At 33.1% G+C, this 25,798-nt stretch carries 23 protein-coding genes; 7 read left to right on the top strand and 16 right to left on the bottom strand.

Going from position 1 to position 25,798, the window contains the following annotated elements; all coding sequences use genetic code 11:
• The first annotated feature begins 113 nt into the window (after positions 1-113).
• Positions 114-1,166 carry a zinc-dependent alcohol dehydrogenase family protein gene (locus HMPREF3241_RS02330; protein ID WP_002458223.1) on the top strand — a complete coding sequence of 351 codons (1,053 nt, stop codon included), beginning with the start codon at positions 114-116 and terminating at the stop codon, positions 1,164-1,166.
• Between the two features lie 64 nt (positions 1,167-1,230).
• Here HMPREF3241_RS02330 and HMPREF3241_RS02325 read toward each other — a convergent pair whose 3' ends face one another.
• From HMPREF3241_RS02325 to HMPREF3241_RS02300, 6 genes are all read right to left on the bottom strand, one after another.
• Positions 1,231-1,998 carry a CPBP family intramembrane glutamic endopeptidase gene (locus HMPREF3241_RS02325; RefSeq protein WP_083319963.1) on the bottom strand — a complete coding sequence of 256 codons (768 nt, stop codon included), beginning with the start codon at positions 1,996-1,998 and terminating at the stop codon, positions 1,231-1,233.
• 289 nt (positions 1,999-2,287) lie between these two features.
• Positions 2,288-4,315 (bottom strand): glucose-specific PTS transporter subunit IIBC, encoded by a 2,028-nt coding sequence (ptsG, locus tag HMPREF3241_RS02320; RefSeq protein WP_002458225.1) that lies wholly within the window; start codon positions 4,313-4,315, stop codon positions 2,288-2,290.
• Between the two features lie 242 nt (positions 4,316-4,557).
• Positions 4,558-6,297, bottom strand: a complete 1,740-nt coding sequence (locus tag HMPREF3241_RS02315; RefSeq protein ID WP_002447089.1) for a pyruvate oxidase — start codon at positions 6,295-6,297, stop codon at positions 4,558-4,560.
• 49 nt (positions 6,298-6,346) lie between these two features.
• Complete coding sequence (locus tag HMPREF3241_RS02310; RefSeq protein WP_002447088.1) at positions 6,347-7,036, bottom strand: LrgB family protein; 690 nt, start codon at positions 7,034-7,036, stop codon at positions 6,347-6,349.
• The gene (locus HMPREF3241_RS02305) at positions 7,033-7,425 is read right to left on the bottom strand and encodes a CidA/LrgA family protein (protein WP_002447087.1); all 393 of its coding nucleotides are present in this window, start codon (positions 7,423-7,425) and stop codon (positions 7,033-7,035) included. The genes HMPREF3241_RS02310 and HMPREF3241_RS02305 overlap by 4 nt, the downstream gene beginning before the upstream one ends.
• 313 nt (positions 7,426-7,738) lie before the next feature.
• Positions 7,739-8,623, bottom strand: a complete 885-nt coding sequence (locus tag HMPREF3241_RS02300; protein ID WP_070853419.1) for a cidABC operon transcriptional activator CidR — start codon at positions 8,621-8,623, stop codon at positions 7,739-7,741.
• A gap of 187 nt (positions 8,624-8,810) precedes the next feature.
• Between HMPREF3241_RS02300 and HMPREF3241_RS02295 the strand changes: the two genes are divergently transcribed.
• Positions 8,811-9,026: a sterile alpha motif-like domain-containing protein gene (locus HMPREF3241_RS02295; RefSeq protein WP_002447085.1), complete on the top strand. Its 216-nt coding sequence runs from the start codon at positions 8,811-8,813 to the stop codon at positions 9,024-9,026.
• A gap of 257 nt (positions 9,027-9,283) precedes the next feature.
• Positions 9,284-9,718 carry a CHAP domain-containing protein gene (locus tag HMPREF3241_RS02290; RefSeq protein WP_001832340.1) on the top strand — a complete coding sequence of 145 codons (435 nt, stop codon included), beginning with the start codon at positions 9,284-9,286 and terminating at the stop codon, positions 9,716-9,718.
• A 76-nt stretch (positions 9,719-9,794) separates the two neighbouring features.
• Here HMPREF3241_RS02290 and HMPREF3241_RS02285 read toward each other — a convergent pair whose 3' ends face one another.
• Complete coding sequence (locus HMPREF3241_RS02285; RefSeq protein ID WP_001832354.1) at positions 9,795-11,072, bottom strand: hydroxymethylglutaryl-CoA reductase, degradative; 1,278 nt, start codon at positions 11,070-11,072, stop codon at positions 9,795-9,797.
• Between the two features lie 245 nt (positions 11,073-11,317).
• On the opposite strand from HMPREF3241_RS02285, the gene HMPREF3241_RS02280 reads away from it, so the two are divergent.
• Positions 11,318-12,484: a hydroxymethylglutaryl-CoA synthase gene (locus HMPREF3241_RS02280; RefSeq protein WP_001832323.1), complete on the top strand. Its 1,167-nt coding sequence runs from the start codon at positions 11,318-11,320 to the stop codon at positions 12,482-12,484.
• Between the two features lie 253 nt (positions 12,485-12,737).
• Here the strand turns inward: HMPREF3241_RS02280 and HMPREF3241_RS02275 are convergent, their stop codons facing one another.
• From HMPREF3241_RS02275 to HMPREF3241_RS02245, 7 genes are all read right to left on the bottom strand, one after another.
• Positions 12,738-13,256 (bottom strand): methylated-DNA--[protein]-cysteine S-methyltransferase, encoded by a 519-nt coding sequence (locus HMPREF3241_RS02275; RefSeq protein ID WP_002475794.1) that lies wholly within the window; start codon positions 13,254-13,256, stop codon positions 12,738-12,740.
• A 304-nt stretch (positions 13,257-13,560) separates the two neighbouring features.
• Positions 13,561-14,025 (bottom strand): hypothetical protein, encoded by a 465-nt coding sequence (locus HMPREF3241_RS02270; RefSeq protein ID WP_002475791.1) that lies wholly within the window; start codon positions 14,023-14,025, stop codon positions 13,561-13,563.
• A gap of 181 nt (positions 14,026-14,206) precedes the next feature.
• Positions 14,207-14,389, bottom strand: coding sequence for a FeoB-associated Cys-rich membrane protein (locus HMPREF3241_RS02265; protein WP_002447079.1), 183 nt, complete (start codon positions 14,387-14,389; stop codon positions 14,207-14,209).
• 14 nt (positions 14,390-14,403) lie between these two features.
• Entirely contained in the window at positions 14,404-16,398 is a 1,995-nt protein-coding gene (gene feoB / locus HMPREF3241_RS02260; protein WP_070853418.1) for a ferrous iron transport protein B, read from the bottom strand.
• Positions 16,399-16,403: 5 nt separating this feature from the next.
• Positions 16,404-16,631 (bottom strand): FeoA family protein, encoded by a 228-nt coding sequence (locus tag HMPREF3241_RS02255; RefSeq protein ID WP_070853417.1) that lies wholly within the window; start codon positions 16,629-16,631, stop codon positions 16,404-16,406.
• A gap of 299 nt (positions 16,632-16,930) precedes the next feature.
• Complete coding sequence (pruA, locus tag HMPREF3241_RS02250; protein WP_070853416.1) at positions 16,931-18,475, bottom strand: L-glutamate gamma-semialdehyde dehydrogenase; 1,545 nt, start codon at positions 18,473-18,475, stop codon at positions 16,931-16,933.
• Positions 18,476-18,980: 505 nt separating this feature from the next.
• A complete protein-coding gene (locus HMPREF3241_RS02245; protein ID WP_070853415.1) occupies positions 18,981-19,850 on the bottom strand; it encodes an SDR family oxidoreductase in 870 nt (289 codons plus the stop codon).
• Between the two features lie 202 nt (positions 19,851-20,052).
• Here HMPREF3241_RS02245 and HMPREF3241_RS02240 point away from each other — a divergent pair, with 202 nt between their 5' ends.
• The 3 genes from HMPREF3241_RS02240 to copZ all read left to right on the top strand — a co-directional run bounded on the left by HMPREF3241_RS02240 (position 20,053) and on the right by copZ (position 23,220).
• The gene (locus HMPREF3241_RS02240) at positions 20,053-20,259 is read left to right on the top strand and encodes a hypothetical protein (protein WP_002447074.1); all 207 of its coding nucleotides are present in this window, start codon (positions 20,053-20,055) and stop codon (positions 20,257-20,259) included.
• Between the two features lie 238 nt (positions 20,260-20,497).
• Positions 20,498-22,882 (top strand): heavy metal translocating P-type ATPase, encoded by a 2,385-nt coding sequence (locus HMPREF3241_RS02235; protein ID WP_070853414.1) that lies wholly within the window; start codon positions 20,498-20,500, stop codon positions 22,880-22,882.
• Between the two features lie 131 nt (positions 22,883-23,013).
• Positions 23,014-23,220 carry a copper chaperone CopZ gene (copZ, locus tag HMPREF3241_RS02230; RefSeq protein WP_002476992.1) on the top strand — a complete coding sequence of 69 codons (207 nt, stop codon included), beginning with the start codon at positions 23,014-23,016 and terminating at the stop codon, positions 23,218-23,220.
• Between the two features lie 53 nt (positions 23,221-23,273).
• On the opposite strand, the gene HMPREF3241_RS02225 is transcribed toward copZ, so the two are convergent.
• Together HMPREF3241_RS02225 and HMPREF3241_RS02220 are read right to left on the bottom strand one after the other, a co-directional pair.
• Positions 23,274-24,272, bottom strand: coding sequence for a D-lactate dehydrogenase (locus HMPREF3241_RS02225; RefSeq protein WP_002447071.1), 999 nt, complete (start codon positions 24,270-24,272; stop codon positions 23,274-23,276).
• Between the two features lie 12 nt (positions 24,273-24,284).
• Positions 24,285-25,445, bottom strand: a complete 1,161-nt coding sequence (locus HMPREF3241_RS02220; RefSeq protein WP_070853413.1) for an aminotransferase class I/II-fold pyridoxal phosphate-dependent enzyme — start codon at positions 25,443-25,445, stop codon at positions 24,285-24,287.
• Between the last annotated feature and the right edge of the window lie 353 nt (positions 25,446-25,798).

The following is a 25,798-nucleotide window of genomic DNA, read 5'->3' as shown; positions in this document are numbered from 1 at the left end:
AGAACTGAACACACTGATTAAAATGTATTTTTTCACGAAAGTTATATATATCCATTCAAAAAACGTGGTATAATTATTGTGAAAAAATTCACATAGTAAATGGAGGTATTGATATGAAAGCTTATGAATACTTAAAACCTGGTCACGCACAACTTACGGATAAAGAGAAGCCAACAATTACGAGCAGTACTGACGCTATTATTCGCATAGTTAAGACGACAATTTGTGGTACAGATCTTCATATCATAAAAGGAGATACACCTGAAGTTCAATCACATACGACACTAGGTCACGAAGGTATTGGAATCATTGAAGAAATTGGTGACAACGTTAACAACTTCAAAGTTGGAGATAAAGTGATTATCTCTTGCATTTCATCATGTGGCAAATGCTACTATTGCAAAAAAGGTATCTATGCACATTGTGAAAACGGAGGAGGATGGATATTAGGACATTTAGTGAATGGTACTCAAGCAGAATATGTTAAAGTTCCTTTCGCAGATAATTCTTTATATCACGCCCCTTCAAATTTAAAAGACGACGCCCTTGTAATGTTATCAGATATACTTCCAACCGGTTATGAAATTGGTGTTTTAAAAGGTAAAGTTAAACCTGGCTGTACAGTAGCCATTGTAGGTGCTGGTCCTGTAGGTTTAGCAGCATTACTTACAGCACAATTCTATTCACCTTCAAAAATTATTATGATTGATTTAGATGATAATAGATTAGAAACCGCTAAAGAACTAGGTGCTACACATTTAATTAACTCTAAAGAAACTGAAACTGCAATAAAAAAGGTAAAATCGTTAAATCCACGTGGTGTTGATGTTGCTATTGAAGCTGTCGGAATTCCACAAACCTTTGATCTATGTCAAAATTTAATTGGTGTTGATGGTACGATTGCTAATGTTGGTGTGCATGGGTTACCTGTACAACTTGATATAGATAAATTATGGATTAAAAATATTAACGTAACTACTGGATTAGTTTCTGGAAATACAACTGAAGAATTACTTGAAGCGTTAAAAAGCAAAATAATACAACCAGAACAACTCGTGACACATTATAGTAAACTGAGTGAAATCGAAAGTGCCTATGATTTATTTAGAAATGCAACAGATCACAAAGCTATTAAATTAATCATAGAGAATGATATCACAATTTAACATGTAAAATAGACCTGATCAAAAGATAAATCTACTTTTAATCAGGTCTCTATTATTATGTTTACTATCTAAAATATAGCCATAAATAACCAACAAATACCGGTAATGTTGAAACAGAATTATTCAGCATGTGAACCATCATACTATCTTTAATATTACGTCTTCTGTTATAGGCAAGGTATAATACACAACCCATTAGAAAATAAATTGCATATGAAAATATGTTTGTTGATAAATGTTGTGAACTAAAAATAATAGAAGATATAATGAATGGTAGCCAAAATCGATATTTCATAAATAATGTTTCTTTAAAAATTCCTCGAAAGAGTAATTCCTCTAAATACGGACCTATAATACATATCATTAAAACAACAGTTGCAACAATTGAAATATGTGGTAAATGGTCTTTTTGTAAAAGTAGATCTAAACTTTCATTGATTTCTTTCTCATTAGCTGTAGTATCGTTACCAGTAAATATGACCATTAATAGACTACTTAGAATACTAAAAACCATTGCTAATATCAGAAAGCCAATATTAATAAAGATATCTTTTCCCCTCATTGATTGATATTGTCTTTCATATGTATGACTCAAATAATAATTCCTAACTAACCATATGATTAATAGTGCTATACCAGTTATTAGCATACTTAATGCGATGGAAGTTAACTGACTGAATTTCACTGAAAATGGTAAAGCTATTAGTGACACGCCAATAGGTATTTGAATTAATAAAATCATTCCGATGAATATCAAAATATTAACTATTTTATTACCTTTAGGTTTTTCGCTAGCAGATTGATTTTGCTTCAAGTCATCCATGATTATCAACTTTCCTTTCACTTTAAAATGATATGTCCAATATCAACATTGCCTATAATTATCACGCTTGTCAACTTTGTAAAATTTCCCCTATTAAAACGAGCGCCAAATTAGGATAGAAATCATAGTCCCCTGTCATCTCCCCACCCCAACTTGCTTTGTCCATGGTATTTCTTCGGAAATTCTCTCTGTTGGGCTCATCTCATAAGAATTTGTATATACATAAAGAAAGTCTGGGACATAAAATATCATTGTCCCAGACTTGTTTGTTTTAGCCATCAAGTTATTCTTATAGACTTTATTTAATTGTCATAATCGCTTTACCAGGATCGACTTGTTTTACATCTTCAATTGTTAATGTTTTGTCTTCTTGGTTTGTTATGATTACTGGTGTAATAATACTTGGAGCATGTTCTTTTAAGTATTCTAAATCAATCTTCATTAATGGTTGACCTTGTGTTACTGGTTCATCAGTATTTACTAAACTTTCAAAACCTTCACCATTTAATTTAACTGTATCGATACCAATGTGAATTAACACTTCAACGCCACTATCAGATTCCAATCCTATCGCATGTTTTGTAGGGAAAATTGTTTTAACCGTACCATCGAATGGTGCTACAATTTCTCCTGAATCTGGTACAAATCCGATACCATCACCCATCATCTTTTCAGAGAAAACTTTATCAGGTACTTCAGATAACGGAATTATCTCGCCATGTCCAGGTGCGTAAATTTCTGTTTCTACAATATCTTCCACATGTACAGGCTCATCTGACACTTCTTCATCAATTGTTGTTTCACTTGGTTTTGTAATTTCTCCACTTATTATCTTAGCCATATCATGTTTGATTTGGTCAGATTTAGGACCGAAAATGGCTTGCATATTGTTACCGACTTCAAGTACTCCTGAAGCGCCTAATGATTTAAGACCGGCAACATCAACTTTTGATTTTTCATTTACTTCTACTCTTAGTCGAGTAATACAAGCATCTAGATGTTTAATATTTTCTTTACCACCCATTGCTTTCAAAACATCGAATGGCAGTTGACTAGCTGATGTCGTTGTTACTGTTGATTTTTTATCTTCACGACCTGGTGTTTTATAGTTAAATTTAACAATAAGGAATCTAAATACAAAGTAGTAAATCACTGCATAAATAATACCTACTGGAATGACAAGCCACCATGCCGTTTTATTAGGTAGAATGCCTAATAAGACATAATCTATAAATCCTCCAGAGAAAGTATATCCCAAATGTACATTTAACAAGTACAGTGTCAAGAATGATAAACCATCTAATACAGCGTGAATTACGAATAAGAATGGTGCTACAAATAAGAATGAGAATTCTAATGGTTCAGTAATACCAGTTAAAAATGATGTTAATGCAGCAGAAATCATTAAACCTGCAACTACTTTCTTATTCTCAGGTTTTGCTGTTTGATAAATAGCCAATGCTGCAGCCGGTAATCCAAACATCATGACTGGGAATTCCCCTTGCATGAATTTACCAGAAGTTAAGTGAGCACCTTCACGGATTTGTTCAATAAAAATACGTTGGTCTCCTCTAATTATCTCGCCGGCAGCATTTTTCCAAGAACCAAATTCAAACCAGAATGGTGCATGGAAAATGTGATGTAAACCAAATGGTATTAATAGTCGCTTAATAAATCCAAATAAAAATACAGCTAAACCTGTATTAGAATCTAATAACCCCTCACTAAACGCATTTAAACCGTTTTGAATCGTTGGCCAAATAATTGCCATCGGAAAAGCTAAAATAAAAGATGTTGTTGCCATCATAATTGGTACAAAACGTTTACCTGCAAAGAATCCTAAATATGATGGTAAGGTAATATTATAGAATTTGTTATAACACCAGGCCGCTAGTGCACCTATAATAATACCTCCGAACACACCTGTTTGAAGTGTAGGAATCCCTAATACATTTGCGTATCCATTAGTTGGATCTGATAATTTATCTGGGGTTACATGCAAGAATGCACCCATTGTTTTATTTAAAATGATAAAACCAACAAATGCAGCAATAGCAGCTACACCATCTCCACCTGCAAGACCAATTGCTACACCTAAAGCAAAGATAATAGGTAGATTATCAAATATGATACCACCAGCACCTGTAAGCATATTAGCGATTTGTTGAACAATATCATTTTTTATAAATGGAAGATAATGTTGTAACGCTTCGCCTTGAAATGCAGTCCCAATTGCTAATAGCAACCCTGCAGCTGGTAAAATAGCAACTGGTAACATTAAAGCTTTACCGATACGTTGCATTTGACCAAATAGCTTTTTAAACATAATCAATTCATTCCTCTCTATCTTCTTATTCACGTGCCACAAAAAAAGCATGAACAAATAAGACTATCAATTTCATATCACGAAAGATAGACACTCTTATTTGCTCATGCCTGCATAACCAGTAACACGCAATGATTTTATTTACCTCTAGTATACACATTCAGTAAAGCGTTTACAATACTTTTTGAAAATTTACATAAAAAAACTCGACTACTTAGAGTCGAGTTTCTACAAATTTATTATTATAAGAAACGTTTAGCTGCTACAGAGATTGGTGGGATTTGATCAAAGTCTAAGTTTTTATCTTCAGTAATTGATCTATAAGCCCATTTACTGTAACCAAATGCTTCTTCGTTTACAATTTTACCTGGTAATGGTGCAGCATTAGGATCAACATGAACGTCAACGATTGTTGGAACATCTTGAGCCATTGCCTCTTCAACGATGTCGTCAAGACGACTTACATCTCTCACAACATAGCCTTTACCACCAGCAGCTTCAGCAAATTTAGCATGATCCATATCAGAGAAATCAATGGCATACTCTAATTCACCAGCAGCTTGTTGTTCATATTTAATGAATGACAATTGTTTGTTATTTAATACAAAGATTGTCATTGGTAAGTTATATTGAACAGCTGTAGCAAAGTCTTGCATTACCATTTGGAACGCACCGTCGCCTGTGATAGCTACTGCTTGACGGTTTGGATAAGCAATTTTAGCTGCCATAGCACCTGGTAAACCACAGCCCATAGTACCTAACCAACTAGAAATAATGAATTTATTATTTACAGATAAGTTTAAGTAACGCGTAGACCATACTGTAGATGTACCAACATCTGCTGAGATAATTGCATCATCTTTTAAGTTAGCATTGATTGCTTTCATTAAACGTTCTGGACGTAATGGTGAATTGTCATTATTCAAATCTTGTTTCATCCATTTATCCCAAACTGCTTTACGTTCTAATGTCTTATCTAAGAATGGACGTTTTGCAACATGCTTAATGTTTTCAGTTAGTTGATGGAAAGCAACTTTACTATCGCCTAAAATACCTACATTAATTTTAAAGCGTGCACCAATATTTTCTTCGTTCGTATCGATTTGAATAGCTTTAATGTTTTTCTTAGGTAAATAGTTAACATACGGATAGTTTGTACCAGCCATAATTAGTAAGTCTGCATCTTGAATTGTTTGATAAGATGTTTTAGTACCAATTTTACCTAAGTTACCAATACTATAAGGATGATCATCAGGTAAAATTGTTTTTGCAGGTAATGTGTGAATAACTGGAATTTTTGCAGCTTCAATAAATTCACGTAATTCATCTTTAGCGTGTTGTGTACCTAAACCAATAAGCATTACTGGTTTTTTAGCTTTATCAATTAATTTAGCTGCTTTTTTAATACTTTTGAATTTTGGTGAAACTGGTTTTGGTTTAGTTGTATCAACTGCACGATTTGTAGTGTCTTTAATTTTTTGAGTTAATAAGTCATTCGGACAAATGATAACAGAGACACCTTTTTTCTCGTATGCCGTACGAATTGCTTCATTTGTAATTTCAAATACGTTATCACCTTTTTGAATTTGGTGGTGATATACAGCAACATCATCAACCATTTTAGAAATGTTTGTCTCTTGGAAGAATTTTGTACCTAATAATGTACTATTTGTTTGTCCAGCAATAATAAGTTGAGGTACATTATCCATTTTAGCATCGTACATACCATTTAATAAGTGTACAATACCAGGTCCCCCGATACTTAAAGCTACACCAATTTTACCTGTCATTTTTGTGTAACTTGCAGCAGCTAAACTCGCTACCTCTTCATGACGTACGTGATAGAATTTAAATTGATCTCTGACCGTACGTAAGCTATCAACAACAGCATCTACTGAGTCGCCAGGAATACCATATAAATGATCAATATTCCAAGTTTGTAATGCTTTAACTAATGCTTCATTTGCTTTAATTTGTGCCATTTTTACAAATAGCCTCCCTTTCTATTAATATGAGTAAATCTTTTTCCCTTTAGTAAAACAATAAAATCAGTACTGGTATAAGAACAGAACTAATGACTGCTGTTAAAATCATACCAATTGAACTGAACGCTCCTGATTCAATATCAAGCTCTAATGCTTTTGCGGTACCAAATGCGTGAGAAGCATTTCCATAAGTTAGTCCTCGCGCAATGGAAGATTTAAAACCTCCCATACGTAAAAGCATTGAACCTAAAATACTGCCGATTAAACCTGTAGTTATAATAAAGAGCACAGTAATTGTATCTGTTCCTCCCAACTCTTGAGAAACCTCTATACCTACTGCTGCTGTAATTGATCTAGGTAATAGGGTAACAATTGTGTCTTTAGAATAACCAAAGATTTTCAACGTTGTAAATACTAACACAAAATTGAGAACTACACCAGTCAACACGCTTGTGAAAATAATTGTTAAATATTTTTTTATTTTCTTTTTATTTTGATAAAGTGGGTATGCAAGACATACAACTGTAGCGTTTAAAACATGGTTAATCCAGGTACCACCTTTCATATACCCCTTATAACTTACTCCGCAAACCAATAAAACAATAATTATTGCAATTGATGCAATAAGAGCTGGATTTAATAGTGGATTTTTATATTTATCTTGAATCTTTTTGGAAATATAATATAAAACGATGGTTAATAAAATCATTAGAACTGCTTGTAAGTATTCATTCATGAGTGATCAGTTCCTTTACGTGTATTGTTTTTTTCTAGCATTTTTTCAGCGATATAACCTGATGAAAGTGCTACAAGGCATGTACCAATTATAATAACAATAAAGAATAATATATAATTCATCGTGATATTAGATGCAACATCCATAATTCCTACCACTGATGGGATAAAGAAGAAAACCATTGTTTTAAGTAAAAAGTCTGCTCCTACATTAATCCATGATTCAGGTATGATTTTAAATTGTAACAATAGGAAGAAAAGCATTAGCCCTACAATACTACCTGCTAGAGGTATATGAAGTAATTTTTGAACTTCAGTGCCTATAAAAGTAATAAGCATGATAAGGGCAAGTTGAAGTATTAACTTAATGACAAATTTTGCTTTTTCCATCAACAACACCCCTTTCTAAAAATGTGTCCAAATTGTTACTGTGTTTTTTAGTGACATTTTCCATTATAGTGTTTACTATTATATATTAAAAATATTTATTCATGATATTTTATATTCCTTAAATCTATGAAAACGCTAGCAAATTAATAGTGCTACAAAATTAATAATTGATAATAAAAAACGTAAGGCAGAATTAATCTATAATTCAAAACCCTACGTTTTCGTTGTAATATGACTTTGTGAAAATAAATCATTTCACATCTTTAACAACTTCGCTCTTTTATTAAATGCGTTGTTTATTATTATATTTATATTATTCTTCAGATAATCTTTCTTTCAAAAATTCTATCCATTTATTTGTCGCATGACTTAAACGTTTATCTTTTTTCCAAACGACACCAAGCTCCCAAGTTGTATGTGCATTTTCCAAACGTACAATTTTGACGTCATCATTAAGTAATTGTGCTATAGTGGCTGGCAATATGGAAATACCTAATTGATTAATGACAAGATTCTCAATCACATTCCATTGTGAGATTTGTGAGGCCATGTTCGGCACGAATCCTGCATTCTTCGCATTTTCAATAATTTTATCGTTGAGATAGAAATCTTCATTAAATAAAATGAAGTTCTCATCAGCTAATTCTTCCATTTCAATAGAAGATTTTTGTGCTAAAGGATGTTCTTTATTTAAAACTACAGTCAGTTCTTCTTTGTTTAAAGATATACATTCAAATTTGTGATGATCTACTGGCAATGTTGTCACACCAATATCCACTTCATCATTAAGTATAAGGTTTTCAGTCGTCTTACCACCACTTTCGATTAAGTTGTAGGTGATATTCGGATAAAGTTGATGAAAGTCTCCTAATACGCCAATAAATTTACGCATGCTCATCACTGCAGACATACTAATAGTGATGTGACCTGTTTCTAAACCATACAAACTATTAATTTCAGTGGGCAAATTATCATATAGTGCGATAATTTCTTGACATTTCTTGAAAAAAATTTTACCTGCATCAGTAAGTACTAAACTTCTTTTACTCCGGTCAAATAAAGGGACAGCCATCTCTGCTTCTATATCCTTAATTGCTTTACTGATAGTTGGTTGCGCAATATACAAAGATTTTGAAGCGTTTGTCATACCACCTTGTTTGACAACTTCAACAAAGTATTTCATGTGTTTTATATCCATGCATATCCCCCTAGTTTTTATATGATTCAATAGTAAGTTTAATTATACAATAAAATTGACCTTTCTTGCGATTAATAAATTTAAAAACTATAATTCAAAACATTTTATTTTGTTTTTCAAGTATTTTAAAAAACGAAAATATGTTACAATAAAAGCCGGCTCATATAATAAATTATGAGGTGAGATATTGAGCTTTTACGAATTTATGCAAAATTTCCTTGGTGATGACACGCCATTAGGTGAATTGGTTGATTGGATTAATCAAGATATCAATTTTCCTAAAGACGTGAAGAGCCAAAACGAAATCTTGACATATTTTCGAAATCATCCATGTCCGGAAAACATACCAGTGGCGAGTATCAAACGGGCACTAGCTGTTTTCAACCAATTCACTAAAGTATAAATTGATGTTATGACATGACTTTAACATTAACGCATACTTATATACATGGAGTTAATCATCTCGTACCTGAGTGAGATTACATTTAATATAAATGTAGTCTCTCTCTTTTTTTACTCAAACCATTATTACAATAAAAATATGTATATTTCATTAATGTTACATTTACTTTGATAATTCGTTTCTTATATTGTATAGCGCATTTTTAAATATTATTATTATTACTGTCTTTAAATAAAAACATTTTTTGGGAGAAAGAAATGAAATTTAAAAAATTATTATCACGTATTATTATCGCTACCATGATTACGTTTACTGGAACACTCTCATATCAAGCTATTGAACAAACGCATATTTCACATGCTGCTTCACATAATTATTATGGTAAAAAACAATGCACTTGGTGGGCATTTAAACGTCGTGCTCAATTAGGCAAACCTGTATCAAATCGATGGGGTAATGCTAAGAATTGGTATAGCAATGCACGTCGATCTGGTTATGCAACTGGACATAAGCCTCGCAAATACGCTGTTATGCAATCAACAAGAGGCTATTATGGGCACGTAGCAGTAGTTGAAAAAGTATATAAGAACGGAAAAATCAAAATTTCTGAATATAATTATAATGTGCCATTAGGCTACGGCACACGCATTATTAGTAAATCGTCTGCACGAAACTATAATTATATTTATTAAACAAATCAAACAAACCGTCAAATAAGTATATCCTTAAAGCTATATATCAAGATATACCCGTTTGACGGCTTTTTAATTATGATTCTCTTATATTCATCAAGATTTCTTGAGCTTTAGCAGTATTAGCTTGTGATTCATATTTGAGCGCTTCAGCTACTTGCGCAATTTCTTCACCTTTTGCACCTACAACAATCGCTAATGATTTATATTGTAAACTCATATGTCCTTGTTGTATCCCCTCAGACACTAGCGCTCTACATGCGGAGAAATTTTGTGCTAATCCAACAGCAGCAACAACTTGCCCTAGTTCCTGTGCATTTTCAACATTGAGCAAATCTAAAGAGGCTTTAGCAATAGGTAAAACTTTCGTACCTCCACCTACTGTAGCTAAAGTCATAGGAACTTCAATAGTTCCAACCAATTTATTACGTGAGCGATCATATTCCCAAGTAGCTATCCCTCTATAATGACCATCTTTGCTTGCATATGCATGAGCACTTGCCTCAACGCCTCTTGTATCATTGCCTGTAGCCAATACTACAGCATGTATACCATTCATCACACCTTTGTTATGTGTTGCAGCACGATGTATATCTACTTGTGCAAGAACCGACGCTCGTTCCATACGTTGCGCTACCACTTCGCCACTTCTCTCTCCTCTATGTAAATCTTCAATATCTATTTCTCCTTGTACTTTTACTACTGATGCTGTCGCATGATTAGATAAAATGCTCATTAAAACATTTTGATTTGAAAATTTAACTTTAAGATGTGCAGTGATTGCTTCTAATATCGTATTTAACATATTGGCACCCATAGCATCTTTAGTATCAACAAAAACCTTTAAAGATAATAATTGTTGATCAGGAAATGTATCTATTTCAATACGTTGATATCCTCCACCTCTTGCTTTAATAGAAGGGTAAGCCTCATCAGCAATTTGATGAATTTGTGATTCAATTTGATATATTGAGTTAGCTAATGAGCCTGTGTCATCTACATCATCAAAGACAATTTGTCCAATCATTAGACGTTCACTTGAAATCGTCTTAAATCCTCCACTTTGATTAACGAGTTTTGCACCATAACTTGCTGCTGCTACAACAGAAGGTTCCTCTACCATCATAGGTACTACATATTCTTTACCATCAACTATAATTTGAGGTAATAATCCTACTGGTAGTGCACCTTGGCCAATGACATTTTCAATTAAACTGTTAGCGACTTCCTCATTAATTAACGGATAATTAAGTAATATTTCATAGTTTTCATCCTCTAGCCAACCATATTCAACAAGTTCTTTTAATTTATCTTTTCGTGTTAAATGTCTAAATCCTTTATCTAAACTTTTCATTCATATACTCCTTTAAAATATCTTTATATTAATGTAGTGATGTAATCATTTATACTTCTCTTTAAATATCAACTGCCAACATTGTCTTGCACAAAAATAATTCTAAACTTTTTACAATTGTTGTAAAGCGCTTACAAATTTATTATATATTCCTGGTCATGTCTGTTATATTTCATTGTATAAAAAGAATTTTCTTTGGTATGATACTAGTGCTACTTCTAAAAAAAGAAAGGATGTCACACCTTATGAATATAGGTATAGATAAAATAAGTTTTTATGTACCCAAATATTATGTAGACATGGCTAAACTTGCAGAAGCGCGCCAAGTCGATCCTAATAAATTTTTAATTGGAATCGGTCAAACTGAAATGGCTGTGAGCCCAGTGAACCAAGATATCGTATCTATGGGAGCCAATGCTGCTAAAGATATTATAACAGAAGAAGATAGAAAGAATATTGGTATGGTTATAGTAGCAACTGAGTCTGCGATTGATAACGCTAAAGCAGCAGCCGTTCAAATTCACCATCTTTTAGGTATTCAACCCTTTGCAAGATGCTTTGAAATGAAAGAGGCTTGTTATGCAGCAACACCTGCAATCCAACTTGCCAAAGATTATCTAGCTCAACGCCCTAACGAAAAGGTTCTTGTCATTGCCAGTGATACAGCTCGTTATGGTATTCGTTCTGGTGGTGAGCCTACTCAAGGTGCCGGTGCAGTTGCAATGATGATTTCACATAACCCAAGTATTTTAAAACTTAATGATGATGCCGTAGCATATACTGAAGACGTTTATGATTTCTGGCGTCCAACGGGTCATCAATATCCCTTAGTTGCTGGTGCATTGTCGAAAGATGCCTATATCAAGTCATTCCAAGAAAGTTGGAATGAATATGCACGCCGCCATAATAAAACACTCGCTGATTTCGCTTCACTATGTTTCCATGTACCATTCACCAAAATGGGACAAAAAGCTTTAGATTCTATTATTAATCATGCCGATGAAACTACACAAGAACGTCTTAACTCTAGTTACCAAAATGCAGTTGATTATAATCGTTATGTCGGTAATATTTACACAGGGTCCTTATATTTAAGTCTCATCTCTTTATTAGAAACACGTGATTTAAAAGGCGGACAAACGATTGGTCTCTTTAGTTATGGTTCTGGTTCTGTAGGCGAGTTCTTTAGTGGAACATTAGTAGATGGGTTCAAGGAACAATTAGATGTTGAGCGCCACAAATCTTTATTAAATAATAGAATAGAGGTTTCTGTTGATGAATATGAACATTTCTTTGAGCGCTTCGATCACTTAGAATTGAATCATGAACTTGAAAAATCAAATGAAGATCGTGACATTTTCTATTTAAAATCTATTGATAACAATATTCGCGAATACCATATAGCAGAATAATCTAAACTCAATTCTTTTGCTCTTTTAATTTTTTAATATGAAATAATCAAACTTGCTGTTCATATTTACCCCTAAAAACAACGTCATATAGCTGTTTTTAGGGGCTTTTTTAATCCCACGATAATACAATTTCATCTAGTATAGACCTCTACTATTTATATACTCTTTATCTACTATTCATAGATAAAAAACGAACCCTATCCATAGATCAACATTAACAAATAACTAAAGCAATTCTATATAATGACGTATCTCAAGGTTTCGTTGTTTTTTTAGGTCTATATAAATGTGTCATATCTATTTCTTCCAATTTTAATAATTTTATTTTGTTATCTAAAGTACCTCCATATCCTGTTAAATTTCCATCCTTACCAACCACTCGATGACATGGTATAAGTATAGAAATAGGATTACTCCCAACAGCACCTCCTACAGCCTGAGCTGACATTGCTGGTTTATTCATTGCTCGACCTATTGTTTTAGCAATCTCTCCATATGTTTTAAGTTCTCTATAACGAATTGTCTGAAGTTCATTCCATACCTTCTGTTGAAAATCAGTGCCTTTTGGTGCTAACGGTACTTTTATCTCAGGATAATTCCCTTTAAAATACTCTCTTAACCATGCTTTAGTATCTTTAAAAATATCTAAAGTATCCTTTGTTTTAATTCCTTTCAAATGTTGATTGGGATATAAGACATGTGACAACGAGATGCCATCGTTTGTAATTAATTGCAATAAGCCGACGGGCGAGTCATACATTGACTGATACATATTTCACCAACTCCTTAAGTGTGTATATCATTCTAGTCATATCCTTATAAACTAACGCATTCTATCCTGAACATCATTTTATAATATAGATAATTGCTATATTTATGAAATTGGATAAACACTTGAATAAAATATGATACACCAACAACGATAACTAAAATTGAAAAATGTCATTATCTTTATATTAAGTCAATTATTGACAGTCCATACTTTAAGAAAGTCTGGAACTTTGTTTTACGTTCCAGACTCGTCAAGATTTAGAATTTAAAGTCCAAATCAACCTTTTGATTAGATGTCATTGTATTTATTGAAAATTATAAAGTTCATACCCCTTATTTTTTGCATATTCTAATGCTAGAATTTCTAAAACATTAATGAACGCAGGTTCGTCTTTTACTTTTATATATTGGAAAGTGAAGCCGTAATTATCTGCAGTAATGTCTTTTAAATGGTTTTGATTTAAGTCTTTATTTTGAGCAAAAGCTTTTCTAAATTTAGTCGTACCTGTTTCTGAATGTGAATTGTATTGTCCTAATTTTGTATACAAATCACTATTAATAGGTTGATGTGTGGATGAGTATCCTCCAGTTTGACCTACAAACACTGGTTTTTCCTCATCGAAAATCACATAGACACCAAACTTATCCTTAACTTTTTCTCTATCCTCTGGTGTAAACGCCAATGCCTTTTTATGATCATACTTAAATAATTTTTTTAGTTTCTTATGATTATCTTCTAGTAATTCATTTAATTTTTTGCTACCCTTCATACATTTATTCCTCCCAATTAGTAATTGACTTATATACATACATTTTACATGTAGTATATCACTTTTTAAAACTTTTAATCATTATTGTACGGAGGTAACATGTCAAAATTTTATCAATACAAATAACCTCTTTCATTCGTAAATACATTTCCGAATGAAAGAGGTTTGTTATTGTAATTATCTATGACTTAATATGTGGAATATTTAATTTATTTTTATGAGGTGAAGGATTCGTATCGCATTTGCAATTAGATTTACACCCACCACAATCACCTTCTTTTGAACGTTTAAAGAATTTTACTAATGTCATTGCTGTATAACCAAAAATCGCTATGAACAATATTGTATTGACTAAAATAAACACGACGAATTCATCCTTTATATAAATAATTGACTAACTTGATAGAATATAAACGTTAATATATATGCTGTTACTATTGGATAAACAACCGCTAATAATGTCCATTTCCAAGAACTTGTCTCTTTACGAATCGTTGCGACTGTTGAGATACAAGGAACGTAAAGTAAAATAAAAATCATGAATGCATAAGCTGAGAGTGGGGTGAATTGCTGTTGAATGACTTGTGTTAAACCACTTTCGCTAGAAGAGTATAAAATAGCCATAGAACTGATAATCACTTCTTTAGCAAGAAAGCCAGGTATTAAAGTCGCTCCTGCCTGCCAAGAGCCAAATCCTAAAGGTGCAATTAAATTCGCAAACCCTTGACCAATCATGTGCATAAAACTTTGATTAATTGGCACATTAACACCGTGCGGACCGATGTATGTAAGTGTCCAAATAACGACTGAACCACCAAAAATAAAGGTACCTGCTTTTTTGACAAAACCTTTTGCTTTTTCCCAAGTACTGCGCCAAAGTGTTTTAAATGATGGAACACGGTATGTCGGTAACTCCACAATAAAAACAGACTGATTATCTTTTAATATCAATTTATTCAATAACGTACTTACTAGTAAAGCGACAACTATACCTAAAATATATAAGCTTAATACAACTAGTGATTGATGTGCTGAAAAAAATGCTCCTACAAAAAGTGCATAAACCGGTAAACGTGCTGAACATGACATGAAGGGTGCAACCAATATTGTAATCAAACGTTCTTTCTCATTATCTATACTTCTTGCTGCCATAATACTTGGTACATTGCATCCAAATCCAATAATCATAGGAATAAATGATTTTCCACTTAAACCTATAGATTCCATTGTTTTATCCATTAATACAGCTATTCTTGCCATATAACCTGAATCTTCTAATAAAGAAATAAAGAAGAATAACACAACAATTTGTGGTACAAATACCAATACAGAACCCACACCAGCGATAATTCCATCTGTAATAAGATCTTGAAGAAACGACGTAATATGTAATGTATTCATGACAGATTTAATCCATTCTGATAAAGGACCACTTATATAAGCGTCTAATTGATCAGATAATGGTGTTCCTATCCATGTAAAGGTTGTTTGAAAAATAAGCCACATAATGCCTAAAAATATAGGTATACCTAGATATCTATTTAATAATAATCGATCCACTTTTGAAGTAAAGAATTGTTTATCCTCTTCGGGATATTCTACGATATCTTCCAATAGCTGATTAATGTAATCATTTCGCACAGCTTCAATTCTTTGTCGTGTTGATTGTTCTGTCGCGTTACTCAACCCTCGCTTAATGGGCTCTAACTGTTCTAAAGTCATGGTGTCGAGTTCTTGATAAATTTGAACATTGTCTATTAAATACTGTATGGCTATAAAACGTAAACGTTCAGTTGGATACATATTATCTTGTTTGATAATTGAACAAATTTGTTGAATTGCAGTTTCAATTTCAGTTCCATAATTAATCTTAAATGCACGACGTTGATGTGGTTCTAAATAATTAAGCTCTCCTAAAAGATTATGTGTCCCCTTTGCCTTTCTTGCAACAATTGGAAATACCGGTATTTTTAATTTTCTCATCAATGCCTGATAGTTAATTTTAATACCTCTTTGTGTTGCAACATCTATCATATTTAAACCAATAATCATAGGTTTGTTGAGTTCCATCAACTGTATAGTAAGATTAAGATTTCTTTTAAGCTGACATGCGTCAATAATGTTAATCATTCCTGTGAACGATGTTGACATTAAATAATCTGTGACAACCGTCTCATCTTTAGAAATAGGTGATAAATCATAAATGCCTGGTAAATCAACTAAATCACCTACATTATCTTTCAATTTTCCTACTTTCTTTTCAACGGTTACGCCACTCCAGTTACCTATATATTCATAAGAACCGGTTAACGCATTAAATAATGATGTTTTGCCTACATTAGGGTTTCCAAGAATACAGTAGCTTTGAGTCATTATAACTACTCCTCTAATGTTATGAGTCGCGCATCACGTTGTCGTAAACTTAAATATTGACCATTTACTTCAACAACGCTAGGACCGTTGAGTAAACATTTCTGTTTGATGCTAATTTCACTTCCAATATTTAAGCCTAATGCTCCTAAGCGATACAACATATTTTTATTTGCAATCCCTATATGCTTCACTCTATATTTTTTATTTTTTACTCCATTGTTTACACTAACCATATTGTTCACACCCTCTAATTAATAATCATTATCATTATCATTTAACAACAGAATATGCTTTAAACTACTTTTTTACAATAATCAATTAACAGAATGTGTGTCTTTTTTGTGAACAATACATTAATTTAAACGTTTATTCATATAGTTAATATTGATGAAATTATTATTTTTATATATGACTAAACATTCTTCTATCAATTGCAATAATCATTTCCTTTCTAAACTAAAAAGTCGTTGTAAAGTGGTTATAAGTCATCTTGCCTCATTCACGCACATTACAACGACATGTTATATATAAATTAAAACATTTCGGAAACAACTTTTTGTTCTAAGAAATTAAGTAAGTAATCTGGACTTCCTGTTTTAGCATCTGTACCAGACATCTTGAATCCACCAAATGGATGATAACCCACTACTGCTGCTGTACAGCCTCTATTCAAGTAAAGGTTACCTACATCAAATTCATTCACAGCCTTAATCCAATGTTCACGATGATTAGTAATTACGGCGCCTGTCAAACCATAGTCAGTATCATTTGCTACTTCGATAGCCTCATCAAAATCCTTGACCTTAATAAATCCTACGACTGGTCCAAAAATTTCTTCTTGCATGATACGATCCGCAGATTGTAGTCCGGAAAAAATAGTTGGTTCAACGAAATAACCGGTAGAATCATCTGTTCCACCACCAGTCTCTAGCTTGCCTTCTTTTTTACCAATTTCAATATAATTTTTAATTTTATCAAATTGTTTTTGATTAATTACCGGCCCCATAAATGTGTTCTGTTCAGTATTACCTAAAGTTAATTTTTGAGTTAATTGAATTGCTTTTTCCAATATTTCATCATGTACATCTTGATGGACTATGGCACGAGAACACGCAGAGCATTTTTGACCAGAGAAACCAAAAGCAGATGTAACAATTGCTTCAGCTGCTAAATCTGTATCTACATTATTATCTACAACTATCGCATCTTTGCCACCCATCTCTGCAATAACACGTTTTAAAAACTGTTGTCCTTCTTGCACTACAGCACTACGTTCATAAATACGTGTGCCTGTAGCTCGGGATCCTGTAAATGTGACAAAATGTGTCTCTTTATGGTCGACTAAATAATCTCCAATTTCTTTTGGATCACCAGGAACAAAATTTACAACACCTTGTGGTAAACCTGCTTCTTCTAATATCTCCATTAATTTATAAGCAGTCAAAACTGTATCCTCAGCAGGCTTTAATAATACAGTGTTACCTGCAACAACAGGAGCTAAAGTTGTCCCAGCCATAATTGCAAATGGAAAATTCCATGGTGGAATTGTCACTCCTGTACCAATAGGCTTATAAAAATAACGATTATGTTCACCCTCTCTGTCTAATACTGGTTTACCATCTGCAAGTTCCATCATTGATCTTGCATAATATTCTATAAAATCGATACCCTCAGCCGCATCTCCAACTGCTTCATCCCAAGGCTTGCCAGCTTCATAAACCATAATAGCGGAAATTTCTTCTTTTCGACGACGGATAATTGCTGCTACACGTAACAATAATTCTGCACGGTCCTTATGCGACCACTTCTTCCATGATTGATACGCATGATTTGCTGATTCGAAGGCTTTTTCAACATCATCTTGCGTTGCTTTAGACACTTTCGCAATGAGTTGTGATGTATTCGCAGGATTCACTGAACTAAAAGTATCAGTTTTAGTAAGTTTTTCTCCGTTAATCACAAGTGGTATGTCTTGTCCTAGTTGCGCTTTTACTTTCCTTAATTCTTCATTAAAACGCTCAACATTTGCCTGTACTGAAAAATCAATACCAGGTTCATTTTTGAAAGGTACTACCATTCTTAATTACCCCCTATGAATTTATCTTTTCTACCATCCTTTGTGCATAAAGGTATGACTAGTCATCTTCTTTTATTTTAAAGATTTTTCTTCGCCATAACCTTTGTCTTATTTTACTATGTAAGCTCACATATTTGCAAACGCTTTCATTTTGAAATGAGTGACTTTTCAAAACGTATAATTTTCGTTTTCTATAAATAAATTTACAGTTTTAAACATTACCTATGTTTAGACATCTCATTTAACTTATACTTTTCATGGAAGATTTTTTTTAATTAATCGCTACATAGACTTATTCTTATGTTCACTTTCAATACACATAAACATTTATTCGATTATTGTATAGACATCTAATAGAATAAATTCTATCAAAATGATACTCTTTTCACACATCTCCTCGTCATATTACATCTATAAAGTCGTTTAATTTCAACTAATCTTCTCTTAAAGATTTAGCACTACTCAGAATGCCAAACATCAGCTCCAAGTAGTGCTATTAATTTTGTTAAGATGTGATAAAATCGCCACCATTGACATGAATGACTTGACCAGTAATATAGGAACTATCTGCATGTGTTGCTAAGAAGACATAAGAAGGTGCAAGTTCTGCTGGTTGTCCACGACGGCCCATCGGCGTTTCGCCACCTTGATGTTCTACTTTCTCTTCATCAAATGTCGCAGGAATTAAAGGTGAATAGATTGGGCCGGGCGCAACGGCGTTAACCCGAATTCCCTTTTCCATTAAAGTAGTAGCAAGAGAACGAGTAAACGATACTATGGCACCTTTTGTAGCTGAATAATCAATGAGATGTCCCGATCCTCTATATGCTGTAACACTTGTAGTGTTAATAATTGTATCTCCTTCAGATAGGTAAGGTACTGCTGACTGGGATAAAAACATCATGCCAAAAATATTCGTCATAAAACTTTCTTTCACTTGTTGTGGAGTGATATCTTCAAAATGATCGCGTGGAAATTGTACGCCACCATTATTTACTAATATATTTAAACCACCGAAGTCATTTATGACGTCTTTGATTAACTTTTGAGATTGGTTTTCATCTTTTAAGTCATGGGCATAAGCTTTAGCTTTTACACCAATTTCTTGAAGTCGATTAACAGTGTCTTTGGCATCTTGATGTTCGTCATAATAACCAATAGCAACATTTGCCCCTTCTTTAGCGTATAGTATTGCTATCGCACGTCCAATACCTGAATCTCCTCCTGTTATTAGAGCAACTTTATTTTCTAACTTTCCTGCTGCTTTATATTCTTCTAATTCTGCAATGGGTTTAGGTTCCATATCCGCTTCAATACCAGGTTGTCTATTTTGAGTATATCCTTTGATTTTGTTGTGAAATTTTAATAAATTCACTTCTCATCACCTCAATTTATGTTTTACATTTAAATTCCCATAAGGTTTTATCATCAAACACGTACAGCAATTATATTAGAAAATCTAATATGCTATTGCTTAATCAAACTAAGGAATGAGTCAATATCCATTCTATAGACGCATGTTTATCATCATAAAAAAATGTACACTCATATATAATTCAATAAAGGAGTTGTATCCTATGAGAAAAATACTTAAGGGAATTATATTATCATTAATAATCATCGGCTTAATCAAAACGTTCAATGAATACGATGTTATACATTGTGCAAATCATTATTTCGAACAAATCAAAAGTGGAAAAATGATTGAAGATATCAAAATAGACCATTTCAATAATTATCATAATATTAATTTTGAAAACCTAAATCCTTCTGACTTTTTCTAACGCTTATGCAATACTAATTGAGAAAAAGATAAGAACATGATGTTATGCATTGTTTCCTATTAATAAATTAAACGATGTATTTTGTTATTTTTATCCATTAATTATTTATACCTATATAGATTTATTGATTAATTTTTCTTAAAGGTAACACATAATACAATCCCATAATATATATGAGCTAAGCAGTTGACTTGTATACCTATAGGGGGTATATTAGATGTGAAATGGAGGCATTTAGATGGCGAATACAACGTTGACTTTGGATATTATTGGTATGACATGTGCTGCGTGCTCAAATCGCATTGAAAAGAAATTGAATCGTATGAATCATGTTCAAGCTAAAGTGAATCTGACTACTGAGAAAGCAACTATCGACTATGAGTCTGACGATTATCATCTCGAAGATTTTGTAGAGCAAATTCAAAGTCTCGGCTATGATGTTGCTGTTGAGCAAGTAGAATTAAATATAAATGGTATGACATGTGCTGCATGTTCTAATCGTATAGAAAAGGTTCTGAATCAAACGCAAGGTGTACAACAGGCAACAGTAAATTTAACTACCGAACAAGCACACATCAAATATTACCCTAGTGCTACGAACACGGAAGCATTAATTAAACGTATTCAAAATATTGGATACGATGCTGAAACTAAAACTTCATCAAAAGCGCAATCAAATCGTAAAAAACAAGAGTTAAAACATAAACGCAATAAATTAATCATTTCAGCTATTTTATCATTGCCACTATTACTAGTAATGGTGGTGCATATCTCACCTATTTCCATTCCATCCATTTTGGTCAATCCTTGGGTACAATTAATTCTTTCGACACCTGTCCAATTTATTATTGGTTGGCAATTTTACGTTGGCGCGTATAAAAATTTACGAAATGGTTCAGCTAACATGGATGTATTGGTTGCTGTTGGTACCAGTGCCGCATATTTTTATAGCATTTACGAAATGATGATGTGGCTCACACATCAAACACATCACCCACATTTGTATTTTGAAACAAGTGCTATTTTAATTACGTTAATTCTTCTTGGTAAATATTTAGAAGCACGTGCCAAATCACAGACTACCAATGCATTAAGCGAATTGTTAAATTTACAAGCAAAAGAAGCACGTGTAATTAAAGAAAATAAAGAAATTATGCTTCCACTTGATAAAGTTAAAGTCGGAGATACTTTACTAATTAAACCCGGCGAAAAGATACCTGTAGATGGCAAAGTCACTAAAGGAGATACTTCCATAGACGAATCCATGCTAACTGGTGAGTCTATACCTGTTGAAAAAAGTAGTGGCGATTCAGTGATTGGATCTACCATGAATAAAAATGGTTCAATCATGATTGAAGCAACTCAAGTAGGTGGTGATACTGCATTATCACATATAATTAAAGTGGTTGAGGATGCTCAAAGTTCTAAAGCACCGATTCAACGCTTAGCTGATATTATTTCTGGATATTTTGTTCCGATTGTGGTTAGCATTGCGGTTATTACTTTTATCATATGGATTATATTCGTTCACCCTGGACAATTTGAACCTGCACTTGTTTCAGCAATATCTGTTTTAGTTATTGCTTGTCCGTGTGCACTTGGTTTAGCAACACCTACATCTATTATGGTGGGTACGGGACGTGCTGCAGAAAATGGCATATTATTCAAAGGAGGCCAATTTGTAGAACGCGCACATTATGTTGATACAATCGTGCTAGATAAAACAGGTACAATTACTAATGGGCAACCCGTAGTAACTGATTATGTTGGTGACAATGAAACATTACAACTTTTAGCAAGTGCTGAAAATGCTTCAGAACACCCTCTTGCTGATGCCATTGTTACTTATGCTAAAAATAAAGGTCTTAATTTACTTGATAATGACACTTTTAAATCAGTTCCCGGACATGGCATTAAAGCTACGATTCATCAACAACAAATCCTTGTAGGTAATCGAAAATTAATGAATGATTACAATATATCTATTAGTAATAAATTAAATAATCAATTAAATCACTATGAATATTTAGGTCAAACGGCGATGATGATTGCCGTGGATAATCAAATTAATGGAATCATTGCTGTTGCTGATACAGTAAAAAATGATGCTAAACAAGCGATAAAAGAGCTTAGAAATATGAATATCGACGTGGTTATGTTGACTGGTGATAACAATCGAACAGCTCAAACCATCGCAAAACAAGTTGGCATTGAACATGTCATTGCAGAAGTATTGCCCGAAGAAAAGGCACATCAAATCTCTTTATTACAAGACAAAGGTAAACAGGTTGCCATGGTCGGCGATGGAATTAATGATGCGCCTGCACTTGTAAAAGCCGATATTGGAATGGCTATTGGCACTGGAGCTGAGGTAGCGATTGAAGCAGCAGATATTACGATTCTTGGTGGTGACTTGCTATTAGTTCCAAAAGCTATCAAAGCAAGTAAAGCTACGATTAAAAATATTCGACAAAATTTATTTTGGGCATTTGGATATAACGTAGCTGGCATCCCAATAGCTGCTTGTGGTTTATTAGCACCTTGGATTGCTGGTGCTGCTATGGCATTAAGTTCTGTTAGCGTAGTTACGAATGCATTAAGACTGAAAAAAATGAAACTATAGCATATATAAGATGATGATAAATATCTTACAAAATGATTTACTTTCTAAACAATTTATACAGAAAGCTTTAAAAATTTACATTTGAGCTTTATGATAGTATGTAATATGTGGAGTAAAAAGGAGTGATAATGATGACACAAAAAATCATAAAAGTTGAAGGTATGAGTTGCGAACATTGTAGAAACGCCGTAGAATCGGCACTAGCTAAACTAAATGGCGTATCAAGTGCTGAAGTAAATTTAGATGAAAATCATGTACGCGTTGAGTATAATGATTCAAAAGTTACATTTGACAATATGAAAGAAGCAATTGAAGAACAAGGTTATGATGTTAAATAATCGCTAATGTTAAAAAGCATAAAGGGAATGCTTCTCTCTCCCCTTTATGCTTTTTAATTTACTCTTAACTGTGTCGTGCCAGTATTTAATACTTCCATTGTTGCATCTAAAGCATCAAAAATCAGATGTTGGATTGCCGCTTCAGTATAAAATGCTATGTGCGGTGTAACAATAATATCTTCTCTAGTAATTAATTCCTCTAAAAGTGGGTCATTCAAACCGTCTTCACTTCTATCTGTCGTATATACGCCAACCTCATATTCATAAGTATCAAGTGCCGCACCTTTAATTTGACCTTGATCTATTGCAGATAACAAAGCCTTGGTATCTACTAAGGATCCTCTAGCACAATTTACAAACACAGCACCCTTTTTAAACATTTGAAACATATTTTCATTAAACAGGTAGTTGTTATACTGTGTTGACGGCATATGTATTGTGACGATATCTGCATCTTGAATAGCCTCATTTATACTTTGTTTATAGGTGACGTAAGGTTTCACATGTTCACTTGGAAATGGATCATACGCTACAACGTCACATAGATATCCTTCTGAGAATATTTGTGCAACAATGCCACCAATATGTCCCGTGCCAATAACCGCTACCTTTAAATCTTTGATAGATTGAGATAAAATTGATGCCTCCCACCTAAAATCATGCAATCTCATTTTTCTTTGAATATGATTAAAGTGACGTACAATATTGATGGCTTGAGTCACGGTAAATTCAGCAATGCTTCGAGGTGAATATGAAGGCACATTAGATATAATAAGACCATATTTAGATGCTAACTCTAAATCATAACCATCAAATCCAGCACTTCGTTGAGCAATCTGCCGAATTCCAAGTTGATTTAATTTATTATAAATTGTTTCTGATAATGGTAATGTTTGAGACAGTGATAGTCCATCAAATCCTTCAATAGATTGGACATTGTCTTCAGTTAACTGTTCTTTCGACATCTCCACCTCCACTTCATGTTGTTGTGACCACATTTCAATGTAAGGTTCATCTTCTTGTCTGACACCCATTAATTTAATTTTAGTCATTTTATAACTCCTTTATCTTTCATACAAATACCGTAACTGTGCTAAGCGATTCGCCGCTTCTTCTAATTGTTTATCATCGAGCGCCAATGAAATCCTCACATATTGATTACCATTTTCACCAAATGGTTTACCAGGTGCAACTAAAATTGACTTTTCTTTTAATAACAACTGTTCGAATGCTTCACTATCATAACCTGGGGGTGTATGTAACCAAATGTAAATACCTCCCTTAGAGTGAACAAACGGTAAATGTGCACGTTGTAGTTGTGATTCAAAATTATCACGTCTACGTCTAAATATTTCATTTTGCTTTTCTAAAAATTCATCATAATGATTGAGTGCGTATGTAGCAGCATCTTGAAGCGCTCCAAACATACCTGCATTTGTATGAGTTTGATATTTCTTTAACGCTTGAATCATTTTTTTATTCCCAACAGCAAAACCAACACGAAAGCCTGACATATTATAGCCCTTAGATAAAGAGAATATCTCGATAGCAACATCTTTTGCATTATTAGAAGCTAATATGCTTGGATTTTTGGCGTCAAATCCAAAAGCACTATATGCAAAGTCATGAACTATCTTTGTTTGAGTACCTTTAAAGCGATGAATTGCTTCATCAAAAACATCTTGTGTGGCTGTCGAACCGGTAGGATTATTAGGATATGTTAAATAAATTAGCTTAGTCTTTTCAAGAACTTTAGCATTTATAGTATTCCAATTCGGCAAATAATTTGGTGGCGACAATTTTAAAGGGAGTGGCTTAGCATCAGCTAACATGACCCCCGCTAAATAATCTGTATATCCCGGATCTGGTAAAAGTACGATTTCACCAGGATTAACAACACAAGTAGGTAATGCAACAAGACCATTTTTAGTCCCATATAAAATACAAACTTCATCTTCTTTGTCTAATTCAACATCGTAATGTCTTTGATAGAAGTTAACAATCGCTTGTTTAAAGGCATCTTTGCCGTGGAATGGACCATACTTTTGATTTTCTGGAATACATAGCGCCTCTGAAAAATGATTGATAATACCTTTTGGCGTTTCTCCATCTGGAATTCCAACTGCCATATTTATAAGTGGTAAAGGACCATGTTCAACTTTTTGGCCCATTGTTTTGCCAAAGTAACTATCAGGAATTGAAGCTAGCCTTTCTGACATTTCCATGCTATGCCTCCTCATTAAAATAATCTAATTAGTAAGTACTTTATATTATAACAATAGTTAGAATTTTCTGAAATAAAAAAGAGTTATATCTCGTAAACTACTGAAGCATCCGGAAAAAGCACTAGTGAACCATATCAAAAAATGATTGGTTGTCCAAACAGGTTAATTTTGCGTTCCATTTTTTGGAAATTCCGTCATTCGGTACACAGCAATGTTAAAACTTTGTGATATTAAACTTATTAGAAATTAAAAAAGCATTAAACAACATCATACAATGTTAGTTTAATGCTTTAAATATCAGTATATTATTAATCATATATAATTAGTGAATATAATTATATGAAGCAGCTTGG

Origin of the sequence: Staphylococcus sp. HMSC34G04 (assembly GCF_001838765.1) — a bacterium.
GTDB classification, from domain to species: domain Bacteria; phylum Bacillota; class Bacilli; order Staphylococcales; family Staphylococcaceae; genus Staphylococcus; species Staphylococcus epidermidis.
The sequence above is the reverse complement of the archived record's forward strand: the minus strand, read 5'-3'. Positions and strand labels throughout refer to the sequence as shown.